This is a genomic window from Candidatus Laterigemmans baculatus (assembly GCF_010367455.1).
GTDB lineage: Bacteria > Planctomycetota > Planctomycetia > Pirellulales > Pirellulaceae > Laterigemmans > Laterigemmans baculatus.
Genome location: NZ_WRPR01000008.1, coordinates 1 through 14,381, shown reverse-complemented (window position 1 = coordinate 14,381; position 14,381 = coordinate 1). Strand labels below are relative to the sequence as shown.

Annotated in this window: 12 protein-coding genes; 5 read left to right on the top strand and 7 right to left on the bottom strand. The window is 63.6% G+C overall.

Annotated elements, in window-relative coordinates:
• Positions 1 to 303 precede the first annotated feature (303 nt).
• From GNK13_RS01340 to groL (GNK13_RS01315), 6 genes are all read right to left on the bottom strand, one after another.
• Positions 304 to 627, bottom strand: a complete 324-nt coding sequence (locus GNK13_RS01340) for an FmdB family zinc ribbon protein (RefSeq protein ID WP_164100637.1) — start codon at positions 625 to 627, stop codon at positions 304 to 306.
• Between the two features lie 70 nt (positions 628 to 697).
• Complete coding sequence (locus GNK13_RS01335) at positions 698 to 1,345, bottom strand: nucleotide exchange factor GrpE (RefSeq protein ID WP_164100636.1); 648 nt, start codon at positions 1,343 to 1,345, stop codon at positions 698 to 700.
• A 13-nt stretch (positions 1,346 to 1,358) separates the two neighbouring features.
• Positions 1,359 to 2,513: a molecular chaperone DnaJ gene (gene dnaJ / locus GNK13_RS01330; protein WP_164100635.1), complete on the bottom strand. Its 1,155-nt coding sequence runs from the start codon at positions 2,511 to 2,513 to the stop codon at positions 1,359 to 1,361.
• Between the two features lie 121 nt (positions 2,514 to 2,634).
• A complete protein-coding gene (groL, locus tag GNK13_RS01325; RefSeq protein WP_164100634.1) occupies positions 2,635 to 4,254 on the bottom strand; it encodes a chaperonin GroEL in 1,620 nt (539 codons plus the stop codon).
• Positions 4,255 to 4,339: 85 nt separating this feature from the next.
• Positions 4,340 to 4,636 carry a co-chaperone GroES gene (gene groES / locus GNK13_RS01320; protein WP_164100633.1) on the bottom strand — a complete coding sequence of 99 codons (297 nt, stop codon included), beginning with the start codon at positions 4,634 to 4,636 and terminating at the stop codon, positions 4,340 to 4,342.
• An 83-nt stretch (positions 4,637 to 4,719) separates the two neighbouring features.
• Entirely contained in the window at positions 4,720 to 6,423 is a 1,704-nt protein-coding gene (groL, locus tag GNK13_RS01315) for a chaperonin GroEL (protein WP_164100632.1), read from the bottom strand.
• Positions 6,424 to 6,809: 386 nt separating this feature from the next.
• On the opposite strand from groL (GNK13_RS01315), the gene GNK13_RS01310 reads away from it, so the two are divergent.
• The 3 genes from GNK13_RS01310 (at position 6,810) to GNK13_RS01300 (ending at position 10,282) form a co-directional block, all read left to right on the top strand.
• Complete coding sequence (locus tag GNK13_RS01310) at positions 6,810 to 7,973, top strand: alanine racemase (RefSeq protein ID WP_164100631.1); 1,164 nt, start codon at positions 6,810 to 6,812, stop codon at positions 7,971 to 7,973.
• Positions 7,974 to 8,076: 103 nt separating this feature from the next.
• A complete protein-coding gene (locus tag GNK13_RS01305; protein ID WP_235934706.1) occupies positions 8,077 to 8,979 on the top strand; it encodes a dihydrodipicolinate synthase family protein in 903 nt (300 codons plus the stop codon).
• A gap of 343 nt (positions 8,980 to 9,322) precedes the next feature.
• Entirely contained in the window at positions 9,323 to 10,282 is a 960-nt protein-coding gene (locus GNK13_RS01300; RefSeq protein WP_164100629.1) for a sugar phosphate isomerase/epimerase family protein, read from the top strand.
• A 219-nt stretch (positions 10,283 to 10,501) separates the two neighbouring features.
• Here GNK13_RS01300 and GNK13_RS01295 read toward each other — a convergent pair whose 3' ends face one another.
• Positions 10,502 to 11,770: a PQQ-binding-like beta-propeller repeat protein gene (locus GNK13_RS01295; RefSeq protein ID WP_164100628.1), complete on the bottom strand. Its 1,269-nt coding sequence runs from the start codon at positions 11,768 to 11,770 to the stop codon at positions 10,502 to 10,504.
• A gap of 160 nt (positions 11,771 to 11,930) precedes the next feature.
• On the opposite strand from GNK13_RS01295, the gene GNK13_RS01290 reads away from it, so the two are divergent.
• Together GNK13_RS01290 and GNK13_RS01285 are read left to right on the top strand one after the other, a co-directional pair.
• Complete coding sequence (locus tag GNK13_RS01290; RefSeq protein WP_164100627.1) at positions 11,931 to 13,397, top strand: lipopolysaccharide biosynthesis protein; 1,467 nt, start codon at positions 11,931 to 11,933, stop codon at positions 13,395 to 13,397.
• A 61-nt stretch (positions 13,398 to 13,458) separates the two neighbouring features.
• Positions 13,459 to 14,052 (top strand): peroxiredoxin, encoded by a 594-nt coding sequence (locus GNK13_RS01285; protein WP_164100626.1) that lies wholly within the window; start codon positions 13,459 to 13,461, stop codon positions 14,050 to 14,052.
• Positions 14,053 to 14,381 lie beyond the last annotated feature (329 nt).

The window sequence follows — 14,381 nt, the reverse complement described above, 5'->3', positions numbered from 1 at the left end:
TGGGGGAGAGGGGACCAGAAAACTGCACGACCTCCCCGGGAGGGTCGCGAGGGACGAGCGGGGAGGGGCCGATTGACGCTCGCGTGATGAGTGCGTGTGCCCCTTTTGGCTCAGCGAATTGGCTTGTTTTCTAACGGCTCAATCGAGACTTCGTGCCGAAACCTATTGCCCTCCCCGGGCCTAAGAGCCCGACCCTCCCGCAAGCGGGAGAGTGAGATTTTGACGTGCCGTTTCTACTTTGGGCGACCTTTTCCTTCGAGGCTTTACGCCGTCCCAGCCTGGCCGCCTTCGGAGTTCGCAGCCTCAGTCGGCCTTTTTGGGCTTCGCTTTGGTGCTGCTACCGCTGTCGGTTTTCTTCGACTCGCTGCCGCCCGATGATTTTTTCTCGGCGGAACCTCCGTCACCCGTTTTCTTATCGGCTGCGGCAGCTTTCTTATAACCTTCACTCCGGTAGTCGGTCTGATAGAACCCGCTGCCTTTGAACACGATGGCCGCGCCGGTACCAAAGAGTCGACGAAGCTTGTTTTTCCCGCACTCGGGACACTTCTTCGCCACTGGATCGTTGATCCCTTGAAACAGTTCGTAACTATGGCCGCAAGCGTCACATTCGTAATCGTAAGTCGGCATCCACGTGTCTCTCGATAAAGATCCGCGGAGAGTCAGATCTCCGCCTCTGGTTAAGTGGAAAGGGAAGGAACTATTCTGCCGGTCCGGTGCTGACGATCACTTGGCTCGGCCTCACGACCCGCTCGTGCAACTGGTATCCGCGGGTCGCTTCATGCATGACCGTCCCAGCCGGGTGCGCATCACTGGGCATCTGCGAAATCGCTTCGTGATAATTGGGATCGAACAATTCGCCCTCCGCCGGGATCGGTCGGCAGTGGTGTTTACCGAGGACTTCGTCGAACTGTTTGGCGACGATCGCGACCCCTTCTCGCAGTCCCGCCGATTGCTCGCTCGATTGCTCGCCTGATTGAGCCGAGTCGAAGGCCCGCTGGAGGTTATCCCGGACCTCGAGCATATCGCGAATCAGCGGCACAGCGGCGTAGCGAATCTGCTCTTCATAATCGCGCCGCATCCGTTTACGGAAGTTCTCCACATCGGCTTGGGCCATCAGCAGGCGGCGGTTGGCTTCCTCGAGATCGACCTGGAGCGATTCGATCTGCTGCTCGGGCGTCTGTTCCGCGGCGGCTGGATCCTGAGCCGATTGCCCGGCCGCTTCGCCCGCTTGCTGCGGAGCTCCTTGCCCCGCGGCTTGCTGCGGTTGAGCCGCCTGGGGCTGATCGGTCGACTCGGATTGCTGCGGATCGTCGCCCGCGTGATTTCGTTGGGAATTGTGGTTCATGGTCCCCTCAGCCTCACTTGCTTGGTTCGTCAGTAGCCGACTCTTCGGGTTCGAAGAAGTCGCGAAGTTTGTCTAGGAAGGATTTCCGCTCGGGGAGGACGGCCTCGTGTTCGACCTCAGCCAATTGGCGGAGCAGTTTGGCCTGTTCGGCCGGCAGCTTTTTCGGGACTTCGATGAAAGTCTGGATCAGCAGGTCGCCTTTTCTTCCGCCCCGCGGGTCGACGATCCCCTGGCCGCGGATCTGCAGCACGGTGCCGCTTTGGGTCCCCGGCTCGATGCGGACGGTCTGCCGGCCTTCGAGCGTCGGGACTTCGATCTCCGCCCCCAAGGCAGCCTGGGTGTAAGCGATCGGCAGCGCCAGGAGCAGGTTGGTCCCGTCGCGCTGGAACAGATTATGAGGTTTGACGGTCACGAAGCAGTAGCAGTCGCCCGGGCGGCCTCCGCCGGGACTGGCTTCGCCTTCACCCGGCAGGCGGACCCGCATGCCATCGTCGACCCCGGCGGGAATGTCGATCTCGAGCGTCACGCGTTTGCTCTCGAGCCCCGCCCCCCCGCAGGTCGGACAGGGATCGCTGATCGTCTGTCCCGAGCCGTGGCAGACCGGGCAGGCGGTCTGGACGCGGAGGATGCCGGCCGACTGGATGACCTGCCCCCGTCCGCCGCACTGCCGACACGTCTGGGGGTGGCTGCCGGGAGCGGCGCCGCTCCCGTCGCACGTCTCACAACTCACCCGACGGCGGAAAGAAACTTCGCGTCGAACGCCGGCGGCGGCCTCTTCGAGCGTCAGCGTCACATCGCAGCGAACGTCGGCTCCACGCCGCGCGCGGCGCCCTCCACCCCCTCCGCGACCGCCAAACAGGTCGCCGAACATGCCTCCGCCGAACAGATCTCCAAAGGCCTCGAAGATATCCTCGACGTCATTGAACTGCTGCCCACCGCTGCCGACGCCGGCGTGGCCGTACTGGTCGTAGCGGGCTCGCTTCTCGGCATCCCGCAGCACGTCGTAGGCTTCGCTCGCTTCCTTAAACTTCTCCGAATTGTCTTCTTCCCCGCGATTGCTGTCGGGGTGGTAGCGGAGAGCGAGCTTGCGGTAAGCGCGGTCGATATCGGCCCGGCTGGCGGACCGTTCGACTTGCAGCACTTCGTAGTAGCAGCGTTTTTGTGACATCTGCCTGTGGATGTTTCGGACGCATGGAGGCTCTCACGCAAACCGGGCCGCTCCCGAACGAAGCGGAAGCGGCCCGGTAGTGAGAGTTTGAAGAACAATAGACCGGAATCGGTCGCGATTCCTAGGAGATCACTCCTTCGACCGCCCGACGTTCCTTGTCTTCTTTGTCGAAGTTGGTGACCATCGCTTCGGTCGTCAGCAGCAACCCGGCGATGCTTCCCGCGTTGGTCAACGCGGTCCGCACGACCTTGACCGGGTCGACGACGCCAGCTTGGAACATGTCGACGAACTGGCCCGCATGGGCGTCGTAGCCGATGTTCACGTCCTTGCGGCGGACTTCGTCGACGATCACGCTGCCGTCGATGCCGCTGTTGTCAGCGATCTGCCGCATCGGGGCGTCGAGCGAAGCGAGGACGATATCGACCCCGATCTTTTCGTCACCGCGAGCGGTTTTCTTGGCCGCCTCGACCGCTTCTTTGCAGCGAACCAGAGCCACGCCACCGCCGGGGAGAATCCCCTCTTCGATCGCCGCCCGCGTCGCGTGCAGGGCGTCTTCGATGCGGGCTTTGGTCTGCTTCATCTCCGCTTCGGTCTCGGCCCCGACGCTGATCACAGCGACGCCGCCGGAGAGTTTGGCCAACCGCTCTTGGAACTTTTCCTTGTCGTAATCGCTGTCGGTCTGCTCGATCTGGGCGCGAATCTGCGAGACCCGCTTGTCGATCGCCGATCGCTCGCCGGCACCTTCGACGATCGTCGTCGCACTCTTGTCGACCACGACCTTCTTGGCCCGACCGAGGTGCTCGAGCGAGACGTTCTCGAGCTGGATTCCAAGGTCTTCGCTGATCAGCGTTCCGCCGGTCAGCGTGGCGATGTCGCCGAGCATCGCCTTGCGACGGTCGCCGAATCCCGGAGCCTTGACGGCACAGACATTGAGCGTGCCGCGGAGCTTGTTGACGACCAACAACGTCAGCGCTTCGGCGTCGACGTCTTCGGCGATGATCAACAGGGGCTGACCGCTCTGGGCCGACTTTTCCAGCAACGGCACCAGGTCGCGGATGTTGCTGATCTTCTTCTCGTACAGCAGAACGAGGGCGTTCTCGAGAACCGCTTCCATCGTCCCGGTGTCGGTGATGAAGTAGGGAGAGATATAACCCTTGTCGAACTGCATTCCGTCGACGTATTCGACTTCGGTCCCGCGGGTCTTGCCCTCTTCGACCGTGATCACGCCGTCCTTGCCGACCCGTTCCAGGGCGTCGGCCAACAGGCTGCCGATCTCGCGGTCGTTGTTCGCGCTGATCGCGCCGACGTGAGCGACTTCCTGCTTGCCCGAGACCGGACGGCCGAGTTCGTGCAGCTTCTCGGTCGCCGCGGCGACCGCCTTTTCGATCCCGCGGCGGATCGCCGTCGGGTTGCTGCCAGCGACGATGTTCCGCAGCCCTTCGCGGAAGATCGAGCGGGCCAGCACGGTGGCGGTGGTGGTCCCGTCGCCGGCCAAGTCGCTCGTCTTCTGAGCGACTTCGATGACCAGCTTGGCTCCCATGTTTTCAAACCGGTCTTCCAGTTCGACTTCCTTGGCGACCGTCACACCGTCTTTGGTGACCGTCGGGCCGCCGAACGATTTGTCGATGATCACGTTGTGGCCGGTCGGGCCCATCGTGACGGCGACCGCCTTGGCCAATTTGTCCACGCCGGCCAGCATCCGCGACCGGGCGTGATCTTCAAACAGCAATTGCTTTGCCACTGGACATATACCCTTACGTTGAATTGTTGAGGTCGGTGAAACGAGCGCCCGCTGCGGACACGCGTCAAGCGCAACCGTGGGTTGCTTAGAGCACCTTGGCCAGGATGTCGCTCTCGCGGAGGATCTTCATTTCCTGTCCGTCGATCTCGATTTCACTTCCGCCGTACTTGCCGTAGATCACGACGTCGCCGACGGCGACGCTCAGCTCACCCCGGTTGCCGCTATCGAGCAGGCGCCCCGGACCGACCGCCACGACCGTCCCCCGCTGCGGCTTCTCGCGGGCCGAATCGGGGAGCACGATGCCGCCCGCGGTGGTCTCTTCGGCTTCGGAAGGCTGAACAACGATGCGGTCATCGAGCGGACGAATATTGACATTGGCCATGGGGAATCTCTCCAAAAAATGTTCGAAATGCTGTGGGGAATACTCAAGTGAAGGTTCGACTGGAGTGGGCACGAGGGAGGCGACTACATCATGCCGCCCATACCTCCCATGCCACCCATGCCGCCCATGTCCATGCCGCCCATACCTCCCATGCCACCCATGCCGTGGTCATGGTGATCGCCGCCGCCCTCTTCTTCTTCGCTCGGGATGTCGCAGACCAGCGATTCGGTGGTCAGCAACAGCGAGGCGACGCTGGCGGCGTTGGTCAGTGAAGTGCGAACGACTTTGGCCGGATCGATGATCCCGGCAGCGACCAGGTCGCCGTACTTGTCGGCGTTGGCATCGTAGCCGTCGTTCTTCCCCTCCAACTGGCGGACCCGATTGACGACGACCGCTCCGTCGACACCCGCGTTGTTGGCGATCGCCCGCAGCGGCTGGTCGAGCACGTTCTGAATGATCGTCGCTCCCATCCGGATGTCGCCCTCGAGCCCCTTGGCGAGCTTGCCGACCGCGTCGTAGCAGCGGATCAGCGCCACGCCGCCGCCCGGAACGATGCCCTCTTCGAGCGCCGCCTGGGTCGCGGCTCGCGCGTCGTCGATCAGCGCCTTCCGCTCTTTCATCTCGGTCTCGGTCGCGGCACCGACGTTGATCTGCGCCACGCCACCGGCCAGCTTCGCCAGTCGCTCTTGCAGCTTCTCGCGATCGTAGTCGCTGTCGGTGTTCTCGATCTCGCGGCGGATCTGGTCGACCCGGCCGGTGATCGCTTCCTTGGTTCCCGCACCGCCGACCATCACCGTGTTCTCGCTGGTGATGCGGATCTTCTTGGCGCGGCCCAAGTCGCTCAGCTTGACGCTCTCGAGATCGATCCCCAGGTCCTTGAAGATCGCCTGCCCGCCGGTCAGCGTGGCGATGTCGCCGAGGATCGCCTTGCGGCGGTCGCCGTAGCCCGGAGCCTTGACCGCGGCACAGTTGAGAATGCCCCGCATCTTGTTGACGACCAGCGTCGCCAGGGCTTCGCCTTCGACGTCTTCGGCGATGATCAACAGCGGCTTCTTCGATTTGCTGATCGCTTCGAGAATCGGAATCAGCTTCTTGTTGCTGCTGATTTTCTCTTCGAACAGCAGCACGTAGCAGTCTTCGAGCTCGACCGTGACTTCGTCCTGATTGGTGACAAAGTGCGGCGAGAGGAACCCGCGATCGAACTGCATCCCCTCGACCACGTCGACGTAAGTCTCGCTCGAGCGACCTTCTTCGACCGTGATCACGCCGTCCTTGCCGACCTTGGTGAAGGCATCGGCCAAGACCTTGCCGATCTCCGGATCGTTGTTGCCGGCGATCGTGGCGACTTGCTTGATTTCGTTCTTATTCTTCTCGTCGATCGGAGTTGCCAGCGAAGCGATCGAGTCGCTCACCGTCCGCACCGCCAGAGAGATCCCGCGAGTCAGCGCCATCGGGTCAGCCCCGCTGGCGATCATCTTCAAGCCTTCGCGGAAGATCGCTTCGCTCAGCACCGTTGCAGTGGTCGTGCCGTCGCCAGCCACGTCATTGGTCTTGCTGGCCGCCTCTTTGACCAGCTGGGCACCCAGGTTCTCGAACGGGTCATCCAGCTCGATATCCTCGGCCACCGTCACCCCGTCCTTGGTCACCTTCGGCGACCCCCAGCCCTTGTCGAGCACCGCATTGCGGCCGCGGGGGCCGAGGGTGCTGCGGACGGCCCTGGCCAACTTGCTCACGCCGGCCAGCAGCGGGCCGCGTGCGTCGTCATCGAACACGATCTGCTTTGCCACGTCGTGTCTCTCCTCAGTGGTTGCGAAATGCCTGAACCAATACACCGCCTCGAGAGCGGTCCACTCGGTTGTGTCGGTAGACCGATAGCCGTCGATTCTGACAGCTCATCGTATGGCCGCTTGACCTAAGCAAGCGGCGTACCAGTGACCGAAAGTCGCATCGCAAGCCATTGACAGCAAATGCTTTAAGGGCCTTCCGCCACCCCGCTCGAGTCCCTGCCAACCCCGCCTCGTGCCAGCCTGGCAGGCGAGTCAGGAGCGGCGGTCAGCGAGGAACATCTGCCCCGTGCTCAGTACCCCGTACTCAGTGGCGCGGTGCCGGGCGGGGAAGCGAAACCCTATAATCCCGCTTCGGTCTTTCTCCACTGCAGCCTTTCGGAATCGACATGCCCTCCCACAGCCCTTCCCCGACCGCGACTCGCTCCTCCGCCGCAACCGCCGCGGCCCCCGAACCGAAGCAGCGGATTCCGCTCGCCGCGATCCCCACTCCGCACGTTCGCATCGATCCGAAAGTGGTTGCCGACAACATCGAGCGGATGGCCAGCTACGCGCGGCAGCACAACCTGCGTCTCCGCCCCCACGCCAAGACCCACAAGACGCTCCGCGCCGCCGAGATGCAACTGGCCGCCGGCGCCTGCGGGCTGACCGTGGCCAAGCCGAGCGAAGCGGAGGTGATGGCGGCCGTCTGCGACGATCTGCTGGTCGCTTATCCAATCGTGCAACCGACGGCCGCCGCGCGATTGGCAGCACTGGCCGCCTCCGGCACCAAAATCACTGTCGCCATCGATTCGCCCGAGGCGGCCGAGGTCCTGGCGTCGGCGGGAGCCGCCCATGGGATTCGTTTCGACTTGCTGATCGATGTCAATCTCGGCAATGGCCGGACGGGAATGGGAGACGTCGAGGCGGTGGCGCGGCTCGCCGAGAAAATCGCTCACAGCGAAGGGGTCGCATTCGCTGGACTGTTCTTCTTCCCAGGCGATTTGATGGGACCTCCGGAAACGCAGGAGGAGGGCTTCAAGCGGCATGCGACCCGGCTGGGCGAATTTCGCCAGCGGTTGCTCGACGCCGGCTTTGAAGTCCGCGTCGTCTCCGGCGGCTCGACGCCGACCGGCAAGCAGTCACACTTCAACGCGCTGCTGACCGAGATCCGCCCCGGAACGTACATCTACAACGACCGGATGTGCGTGACCGGTGGGCATGCGACCTTCGAACAGTGCGCCGCGCGGATCATTACCACGGTCGTCAGCAACGCGGTCGAAGGCCAAGTCGTCGTCGATGCGGGCTCGAAAACGTTGACTTCCGATGGGGCTCACCACGTTGACGGTTTCGGTCACGTGCTGGAGTATCCGGAGGCCATCGTGCGGCGGCTCAGCGAAGAGCACGGAATGATCGATGTCAGCCGCTGCGATTCGGTGCCGCGGATCGGCGAGCGGTTGACGATCATTCCCAACCACATCTGTCCGGTGATCAACTTGATGGATGTCACGTACTGGGTCGAGGGCGATGAAGCGGTTGCCGAACCGGTCGCCGCCCGCGGTTGCATCTGGTAAGTCCACTCATCCTTGTTTTCGTTACGAGGCCACTCGACCGGTGAACGCACCCCAACCTGCGACAGCGGCTCCTCCACTTCGCCCGAACCGCAAGATCCACGGGATGTCCGCAATCCTGCTCCCGCTGTTGCCGAGCGGCGACGTCGACTGGAACGGCTTCCGGGGCCACGTGCGGCGGACGCTCGAGGCGGGGCTGGTGCCGGCAGTGAACATGGACACCGGCTACGCGAACTTGATCAGCGACGAGATCCGCGAACAGGCGCTGCGAGAGACCGCCGCGATCTGTGGCGATACCCAGTTCGTAGCTGGTGCGTATGTGGGGGACGCGCCCGGCTCCGCCTTCGCCCTCGACGCCTACCGCACGGCGATCGATCAGCTCGCCGCTCATGGCGGGACGCCGATCGTGTTTCAATCGTTTGGGCTGACGTCGCTCGGCGACGACGAGTTGATCGCTGCGTACGAAGCGTTAGGTCGTCACGCCGGCGAATTTCTCGCCTTCGAATTGGGATCGATGTTCGCTCCGTTCGGCCGCATCTATTCGCTCGAGGTCTACGAGCGGCTGATCCGAATCCCGCAGTGCCGCGGCGCCAAACACTCGTCGCTGAGCCGCACCCAGGAGTGGGCTCGGTTGGCGGTCCGCGATGCGGTGCGGCCCGAGTTTCGAGTGCTCACCGGAAACGATCTTGCGATCGACATGGTGATGTACGGCAGCGACTATCTGCTCGGGCTGAGCACGTTTGATCCGGCGGCGTTCGCGGTTCGCGATGCGTTCTGGCAAGCGGGGGATGCTCGGTTCTACGAGCTCAACGATCTCCTGCAGTACTTGGGAATGTTTGCCTTTCGCTCGCCCGTCCCAGCGTACAAGCACAACGCGGCACAGTTCCTCCACGAGCGCGGCTGGATCGCTTCAGCCGAGACCTTCCCGGGGAGCCCAAAGCGACCCGATTCGGACATCGCGATTCTCCGCGAGATCTCCGAACGCCTCGCCGCACTCGTCACCGGCTGAGCGGGTGTGAACAGAGGGCGTCACAGAGGGAGCCACTGAGAACACCGAGAGCACCGAGATTTTTCCCCCATATTCTCCTCGGTGTTCTCTGTGACCTCTGTGGCTTTCCGCCGGATGCACCTCCGCTAACGCAGCGGCGCGAGCTCGAAAGTCAGGGAGCGATCGCAGCACTGACTCTCATTCCGAATTCTCAGCAGCTACAATCGAGGCGCTAACCTCGGGCCTCACGCGGCCCTGGTCATTCCGCTGGATAGGCCCGCGGCTAGCGCCGTCGGCTCAGGGTTTTTCTGACAGAGCTTCGTTTTCAAGTTTCATCCCGACCCGCAGGGAGTTTACCCACCCGATGCACCACTCGACTTCCGCTCACGCCCCTTCACGCCGTCGCTTCCTGCAGACCACGCTGGCTGCCGGAGCGGCCGCGAGTGTCGCTGCCCTGGCTCCCGCGCGTCTCCTTGCCGCCGATGGGGAGAAGCGAGCGGAGGGCGAACCGCCGTACAAGATCTCGCTCGCCCAGTGGTCGCTGCACAAGACGATCTTTGCGGGCAAGCTGGACCATCTCGACTTCGCTAAGACCGCCAAGGAAGAGTTTGGCATCGAGGGCGTGGAGTACGTCAACCAGTTCTTCAAGGACAAAGCCACCGACACCCAGTACTTGGGCGAGATGAAGCAGCGGGCGGCCGATCACGGCGTCACGAGCCTGCTGATCATGGTCGACGGCGAGGGCCAGCTCGGTGCGACCGAGGCGGCCGATCGCCAGCAAACGGTTGACAACCACAAGAAGTGGGTCGAGGCGGCCAAATTCCTCGGCTGCCACTCGGTGCGCGTCAACGCCGCCAGCAGCGGGACCTACGAAGAGCAGCAAAAGCGCGCCGCCGACGGGCTGCGGATGCTGAGCGAGTTCGCCAAGCCGCTGGGGCTGAATGTGATCGTCGAGAACCACGGCGGGCTGAGCAGCAACGGCCAATGGCTGGCCGGAACGATCGAGATGGTCGGGATGGACAACTGCGGCACGCTCCCCGACTTCGGCAATTTCGTGATCAATCGCAAAACGGGCGAGCGGTACGACAATTACAAAGGCGTCGATGAACTGATGCCGTACGCCAAGGCGGTCAGCGCCAAGACGTACGCCTTCGACGAGAACGGCAACGAAACGTCGCTCGACTACCCCCGCTTGATGGACATCGTGCTCAAGCACGGCTACCACGGCTGGGTGGGCATCGAATGGGAAGGGGCCAAGCCGGATGAGTTCGAAGGCATCCGGCTCTCCAAAGCCCTCCTCGAACGAATCGCCGCCAAGGTGTGAGAGGCTCACAACCAAGCTCGCGAAGACAGCCTTTTTTCACCATTACCCTCCCCCCGGGAGGGTCGGGCTCTCAGGCCCGGGGAGGGCTGCGTAAGTCCGACCTCGCTCCGGACTCTAGATCCCGCATCGCCCTCCCCGCTCGTTCCTCGCGACCCTCCCGGGGGGAGGGTGTTGATTGGATCGCGAGTACGAGTACCGCTTCGCGGAGTACGAGTTTTCTTACCCGCCGATCCGGTAGAGCGCTTTGGCGGTTCGCAGGAAGATCGTGTTACCGACGATCGCCGGGGAGGCGAGGGTTCGCTCGCCGAGGTCGTTTTCGGCCAGCGGTTCAAACTTCCGGCCGCTGCGAATCACGGTCGCGATGCCTTGTTCGCTGACCAAGTAGAGTCGGCCGGCGGCCAGCACGGGCGAGGCGGAGTAAGCTCCGCCGATCCGTTTGCGGTACACCACTTCGCCCGACTCGAGCTCCAGGGTCGTGAGGATGCCGTCGTCGCTGAGGACGTACAGCAGTTCCTCGTCGGCGACCATCGAGGGCGTTTTGGGTGCACCCCGGTCGAGCCGCCACGCGATGTGGGTGTCGGTCACGTCGCCGCTGCCGGTCGGGCGAATCGCCAGCACTTCGGTGGGGCCGTAACCGGTGGAGAGGAAAATCAGCCCGCCGGCATAGAGCGGTTTGGGGACGACCGAGTAGCCGTCGTATCGGGCGTACCAGAGAATCTTTCCGTCCTCCGGATCGTGAGCCGTGACGCAGTCGCTGCCGGGAACGATGACCTGCGTCCGCCCTCCAACCTCGATGGCGGTCGGTGTGCAGAACGAGAACGAGCGGGAGGATTCGACCGGCCGAGGCGTCCGCCAAAGAACTTCCCCGGTTCTCGCATCCAGGGCGGCGACGAACGGATCTTCTCCGCCGTCATAGGCGATCACCAGTCGATCGCCGACCAGCAGCGGAGAGCCGCCGTTGCCGTGAACCGGACGATAGCGGAGCTCGCGGTTGCTCCAGGCGATTTCTCCCCGGCGATCGGTGGCCGCCGTCCCTTGATGCCCGAAGTGGACGAACACCCGCTCGGCGGAGAGTTCCGCCGTGGGGCTGGCGTGGGAATTCTTCGAGTGGATCGCCGGGGCGTCCGCTGCGGACTGATCGAGCAGCTTGACTGTTCGGATCAACTTGCCGCTCTCGGTGTCGATCATCAGCAGCGACAGATCGAGGTCCCCTTCCTCACCCTTGGCATCGGGAATCGCGGCGGTCAGATAAACCCGCTTGTCTCCCACGACTGGCGAGGACCAGCCTTCGCCGGGCAGTTCGCACCGCCAGAGGATGTTTTCATCCGGGCCCCAGCGGAGCGGCAACTCGGCGTCGGCCGCGGCGGTCCCGTCGCCGCTCGGACCGCGAAAGCGAGGCCAGGGATCCTCGGCGGCAGCGACCGAGCCGAAGCTCCAGCCGAGGAGCAAACAGAGGGCAAAACGGCGGAGCGGATTTGCGGAATGCATGGGATACGACGGCTGAGAGTGGGAAGACAGAAAGAAAAGTGGTCGGTGGAGGTCGCTGGCCGGGGGTCTGCTCACCGCCGTGGGCAACGATTGAGGGACCCGGGGGGAACAGCTGTCAAAACCGCTGTCGGCAGACCGGGTGGAAGTTGTGCTTTGAGCCATGTCAGACAACCGTCACTTTCGCGCCGATTCGCTCGCCCTCGGGATGCTGGTCATGTTGATCATGACGGTCGTCCAGCGGGGGATCGGGTTTGTTCGCGGAATTTGGTTTTGCCGGCTGATGGATGACGCCGCCCTGGGCCAATGGGCGATGGCATTCGGGTTCATCAGCATGGGTGCACCGATGCTGTTGCTGGGGATGCCCGGTTCGCTCTCCCGCTACGTTGAGCATTTTCGGCTCCAAGGGCATCTCCGCGGATTCGTCGGACGGATCGCTGCGGTCACGGGTCTATTGTCCACCGCCGGAGTCGCCTGGATTTTGCTCTGGCCCCAGCCGTTCGGGCGGTTAATTTTCCGCGATGCTGCCGATTTGCCACTGATCCAAGCCGTTGCGGGCGCACTTGCCGCGGTGATCGCGTTCAACTTCATGAATGATCTCGTGGCCAGCCTGCGGCAGGTCCGGGTCGTCTCGTTGATGCAGTTCTTGCAGAGCGTCGGGTTCACGATTCTCGGCGTGGTGTGGTTGTGGCAGGGAGGCGAGTTGGCTGGGTTGGTGGTCTGCTTTGCGGCGGCCACGCTCGTCGGGCTCTTGCCTGGGTGGTGGATCATCGTCCGCGGCTGGCCGAGTCTGCCGGCCAGCGACACGCGGCTCGACGGACGCTCGATGTGGCGGCGGATCCTCCCCTACGCAGCGTCGCTGTGGATGATGAACCTGCTGGCCAATACGTTCGAGCTGACCGACCGCTACATGTTACTGCACCTCAGCGGCTCCGGCCCGGAGTGGGGGCAAAAGTTGGTCGGCCAGTACCACAGCAGCCGGATCGTTCCCGGGCTGTTGACCAGTTTGGCGACGATGGCCAGCGGCGTGCTGTTGCCCTACCTGGCGGCCGATTGGGAACGGGGCCGGCGCCGAGCGGTAGCGGAGCGGCTGCGGCGGGTGTTGCTCGGCTGCGCGGTGGTGTTCACGGCCGGAGCGGCGGCCGCACTGTGGCTGATGCCTTGGTTGTTCCAGAGCCTGCTCGCCGGGCGATACGACGGCGGGCTGGCGGTGATGCCGGCCGTGTTCGTGTTCTGCATTTGGTCGGCAATCGTGACGCTCGCTCAGGATTACCTGTGGGTTGCCGAGCGGGGGCGACTGATCGCCGTCCTAATGGCCGTGGCGCTAGCCGCGAACGTCGGATTGAACCGGATTCTGGTTCCGCCGCTGGGGCTCGAAGGGGCGGTCTTGGCGACGCTCGTCGCCAACGGACTGCTGCTGCTCGGCGTGTGGTGGAGCATGCAGCAGTGCGGCTACCGGATGGACCGCACCAGCTTCTGGGTGACGCTTCTCCCCGCGACGCTGCTGGCTGGTCCCCTCGCCGCAGGGTGCTCGGTGCTGGCGACCGTCGCGGTCAGCCCCCACGCGCGGCGGTACCTCGCGGAACTGGTCGCGGCGGCGGGTTGTCAGTTTCGAGGGCTGGCGAGATAGTGGGGCGTATCGCAGGCAAAGGTCCCCGTACCTCCTTCCCAACTCAATCCGGAGTCCCTCGATGGGCGTGCTCGTTACTCAAAAGGCCCCCGAATTCAAAGCCCAAGCCGTCATGCCCGACGGATCGTTCCAGGAACTCTCGCTCAGCGATTACCGAGGCAAGTACGTTCTGCTGTTCTTCTGGCCGCTCGACTTCACCTTCGTCTGCCCGACCGAAATCATCGCCTTCAGCGACCGGGCTGCCGAGTTCGAAAAACTGAACGTCCAAATCCTGGGCGTCTCGACCGACAGCCACTTCTCCCACCTCGCCTGGCGGAACACGCCGCGGAACCAAGGCGGGATCGGCACCACGTCCTACCCGCTGGTCGCCGACATGAACAAGCAGATCTCCCGCGACTACGACGTCCTGCTCGATAGCGGGATCGCGCTCCGCGGTTTGTTCTTGATCGATAAGGACGGCGTCGTCCGTCACCAGGTCGTCAATGATCTGCCGCTCGGCCGCAGCGTCGACGAAGCGCTTCGCATGGTTCAGGCGCTGCAGTACACCGAAGAGCACGGCGAAGTCTGCCCGGCCAACTGGCAGGAGGGAAGCCAGACGATCAAGCCGAACCCGGACGAGAGCAAAGAGTTTTTCGGCAAGGCCTACGCCCAGTAGTCCGCGCTCGCCGAAGCCCCACACGCCCTACCGAACCCGCCGGTCGCCCCCCCGCGCCCGGCGGTTTTTTTTGCGCCCGCAGCCCGATGCTCGAATCTCCGGTAGATGCGCGGGCTTGTCGCGGATTGGGCCAAGGCTCTGTCAGAAAACTCCCTTTTGACATTACCCCCCCGGGAGGGTCGGGCTCTCAGGCCCGGGGAGGGCGTCGTTACGGGTTTTCTGACAGAGCCTAACCGGACAGCGCCACTTTGGATTGGTTCGGAGCGGGACGGCTCGCAGAAAAATCGTTTAACGGCAAGCCGAAGGCGACTGCTTTTTAAAACACAGTC

What these genes read in the sequence shown, in the direction of transcription:
- GNK13_RS01310 (WP_164100631.1), top strand. Translation starts at nt 6,810, where the DNA reads ATGCCCTCCCACAGCCCTTCCCCGACCGCGACTCGCTCCTCCGCCGCA.
- dnaJ (WP_164100635.1), bottom strand. Translation starts at nt 2,513, where the DNA reads ATGTCACAAAAACGCTGCTACTACGAAGTGCTGCAAGTCGAACGGTCC.
- GNK13_RS01295 (WP_164100628.1), bottom strand. Translation starts at nt 11,770, where the DNA reads ATGCATTCCGCAAATCCGCTCCGCCGTTTTGCCCTCTGTTTGCTCCTC.
- GNK13_RS01305 (WP_235934706.1), top strand. Translation starts at nt 8,077, where the DNA reads ATGTCCGCAATCCTGCTCCCGCTGTTGCCGAGCGGCGACGTCGACTGG.
- GNK13_RS01300 (WP_164100629.1), top strand. Translation starts at nt 9,323, where the DNA reads ATGCACCACTCGACTTCCGCTCACGCCCCTTCACGCCGTCGCTTCCTG.
- GNK13_RS01285 (WP_164100626.1), top strand. Translation starts at nt 13,459, where the DNA reads ATGGGCGTGCTCGTTACTCAAAAGGCCCCCGAATTCAAAGCCCAAGCC.
- GNK13_RS01340 (WP_164100637.1), bottom strand. Translation starts at nt 627, where the DNA reads ATGCCGACTTACGATTACGAATGTGACGCTTGCGGCCATAGTTACGAA.
- groES (WP_164100633.1), bottom strand. Translation starts at nt 4,636, where the DNA reads ATGGCCAATGTCAATATTCGTCCGCTCGATGACCGCATCGTTGTTCAG.
- GNK13_RS01290 (WP_164100627.1), top strand. Translation starts at nt 11,931, where the DNA reads ATGTCAGACAACCGTCACTTTCGCGCCGATTCGCTCGCCCTCGGGATG.
- GNK13_RS01335 (WP_164100636.1), bottom strand. Translation starts at nt 1,345, where the DNA reads ATGAACCACAATTCCCAACGAAATCACGCGGGCGACGATCCGCAGCAA.